We start from the raw sequence: 2,955 nt of genomic DNA, 5'->3' as shown, positions 1-2,955 counted from the left end.
GGCCAGGCGGGGAAGCGCTTTCGTCAGTTGCTTTTCTGCGCTGTAGATGTCCGACAGCTCATGGATGAACAGTTCTTCGATGGTCGTGACGGCCATGGTTTTTCCCTCCCAGGGATGCGGTTATGAAGGAGATGAAAGTCCCGTGAAACGACAGGACCTTTCGTGCGATGTCAGCGCATCGCGTCGAGGCCAGGCGTAGCGTCCGGGGTGCCCCTAGACAATTTCGTCGTCGCGGGAGTGCAACCATGGACTTGGTCGAATCAAGACTTCCGTCAAAGGGCGTGAAGCCGGTGCTGACACGCGGCGTGAAGGGCGTGGTTAGCTGAGGCCGTATCGCTTGATCTTGTACCAGAGCGCGCGCTCGCTGATCTCGAGCAGTCTAGCGGCAGCAGCCTTATTCTTTCCCGCGGCTTCGAGGGCGGCTTCGATCAGGCGACGCTCGAGTTGATCCACATGAGGTCTCAAGGCAAGCGGCTGCTCCGACTGCTGCGCAGTCTCGGAGCCAGCCTTGTCAAGCGCAACAGGTGTCCGCGCAGCGCCTAGTTCGCCCGGGAGATGTGCTGCGGTGATGACTTCGCCCCTGCACAGCACCATCGCTCGCTCGATCAGGTTCTCCAGCTCACGGACATTCCCGGGCCACGTGTAGTTCTCCAGTATCACCAATGCCTCAGGCGATAACGTGGGTGGCGACCTGCTGAGCTCAACCGAATACTTGTTTATGAAGTAGTCGACGAGCAACGGAATGTCGTCCCGCCTGCTCCGAAGCAGCGGCACGTCAACACGTACCACATTGAGCCGAAAGTAGAGATCGCGCCGAAGCGTGCCCGCATCGACGGACTGCTGCGGATCGCGATTGGTTGCAGCGACGACACGCAGGTCGACCGGCGTAGCGACATTGCCTCCGACCTTGTCGATCACAGACTCCTGCAAGACGCGCAAGAGCTTTGCTTGCAGTCCGATCGGCATCTCCGTTATTTCATCGAGAAAGAGCGTGCCTCCACTGGCGAGCTCGCACTTGCCGATCCGGTCGCGCACTGCTCCCGTAAAGGCGCCCTTGACGTGCCCGAACAATTCGCTCTCCAGCAAGTCTGCAGGGATAGCGGCACAGTTGATCGGTACGAAGAGGCCGCTGCGACCGGAAGCGACATGGATGGCGCGAGCCACCAACTCCTTTCCGGTACCTGTTTCACCGACGATGAAGATGCTGCTGCGCGCGGGCGCCACCTGTTGGAGAAGTTCGTACAAGTCCTGCATGGGTCGACTGGTGCCGACGAAGTCGCCCCAGCCACGCGATACCTCCTCCTTCAGGAAGCGGTTCTCGCGCTGGACCACCTGCATCGTCAATGCACGCGTTACAGCCATCTCGATGGTTTCCATCTCGAACGGCCGGATGACGTAGTCGGCCGCACCGACCTTCATTGCTGCAACGGCGGTCTCGATCGTCCCGTAGGCGGTCATGACGATGACCGGAATATCGTTATCGGCGTCACGCAACGCCGTAAGGAGACCGATACCGTCCAGTCGGGGCATGCGCAGGTCGGTCAGAACGAGATCGAACGAACCGGATTCGATTTTCGCGAGAGCTTCCTTGCCGTCACCAGCCTGTTCGACCTCGTGTCCCATGGACTTGAGGGAGAGTTCGAGGATGCGACGCATCTTCGCCTCGTCGTCAACCACAAGAATCCGTTTCGTCGTCATGTCCGAGGCTCTTGATGTTTGAAACAAAGGTTGAAGGAAGCACCACCCCAGGCGCTTTCACCGACCGACAAGGTGCCACCGTGCGCCTGTACGATCTGCTGCACGATGGTCAGGCCGAGGCCGATACCGCCTTCCCTGCGGCTGAAGAAGGGATCGAAGACGTGCTCCCGAAACTCGAGAGGCACGCCAGGACCGTCGTCAGCGACGCTGATCCACAGCGCATCTTCATCACGATGGGTACTGACTCGCACGCGTCCCCCATCGCCCACGAACGACAGCGCGTTCAGGATCAGGTTCAGAAAGACCTGCATGATCTGCTCGCGATCGCAGCTGATTACCACGTCACCGCCATCGGCCTGCCTCGATAGCGTTACGCCGGCGCGCTCGACGCGGGATTCCAGCAAGGCGAGGACGCTGTCGACGATCTCGAGAACGTCGTGTGACATGAAATGCGGCGGATTTGGCCGGGCGCATTCGAGCAATAGCGTCACAAGGCGGTTCAGCCGTTCGGTTTCGCTGAAGATGAAACCGATCAGTTCGCGCTGCCTGTCATCGAGGTCGGGTTCCCTTTGGAGAAGCTGTGCCGAGCTGCGCAGGATCCCCATCGGGGTGCGAACCTCGTGCGCCATGATCGCCGCCATCTCGCCGACAACGGCCAGCTTGCCGGCGCGGACGACCTGCTCGCGCGACTGCTCGAGCGCCCGGATCATGTCGGTATACGCCCGATGGAGCTCGTCGACTTCGGCGGTGGCGCCGGCGGGTATTGCCGGAAGTGACGGCTGTCCCTGGCGGAAGCCACGTGTGAACTCCGTGAGCGAAACGATCGGAGAGACAATGCGGTCAGCCAGGCGCGACGAGATCCACAGCCCGGCCAACAGGGTGACCGTGAGCACGCCCACCATGGCCCAGAGCAGTGCCCAGATGGGACCGAACGACACCGTCGTTGGTTCGATCATGAGGGTATGCCAACCCAGGCCTTCAAAAGGCGGCGACCCGTCGGACGTCGCCACCCCGACGAGAAGCGCCCCGTACCCCAGGCCGTCCCCCTCATGGACATAAGACGTGGCACCCCTGACGGGCAGATCCCACTGCGCCAGACGAAGCTGCCTTAGGTCTGGCTTAGCACGCAGCGACGCTGAGGCCCCGAGCACGTGGCCGTCGTGATCGACCAGTAGAAGCCCCCGCGTGCCACGATTCACGGCGCCGTCGAGCAGGTCCTGCACGGCGCGCCAGTCGAGGAACGCGTAGAGGTAGCCG

3 protein-coding genes are annotated in these 2,955 nt (G+C 61.5%); all 3 read right to left on the bottom strand.

All coding sequences use genetic code 11. From position 1 onward, the window contains the following. A partial coding sequence (locus AC1DSN_RS20780; RefSeq protein ID WP_477332599.1) for a DUF892 family protein occupies window positions 1-96 on the bottom strand: 96 nt, incomplete at its 3' end. 222 nt (window positions 97-318) lie between these two features. Further along, on the bottom strand, window positions 319-1,698 hold the full coding sequence (locus AC1DSN_RS20775) for a sigma-54-dependent transcriptional regulator (protein WP_477332598.1): 1,380 nt from the start codon (window positions 1,696-1,698) through the stop codon (window positions 319-321). After that, on the bottom strand, window positions 1,695-2,955 hold a 1,261-nt coding region (locus tag AC1DSN_RS20770), incomplete at its 5' end, for a two-component system sensor histidine kinase NtrB (protein WP_477332596.1). The genes AC1DSN_RS20775 and AC1DSN_RS20770, both read right to left, overlap by 4 nt.

The organism is Luteibacter sp. P4_D7_3, from assembly GCF_056401735.1.
This window is presented reverse-complemented; position numbering and strand designations above follow the sequence as displayed.

Coding starts and splice junctions, on each gene's coding strand:
- AC1DSN_RS20775 (WP_477332598.1), bottom strand. CDS start 1,698: ATGACGACGAAACGGATTCTTGTGGTTGACGACGAGGCGAAGATGCGT.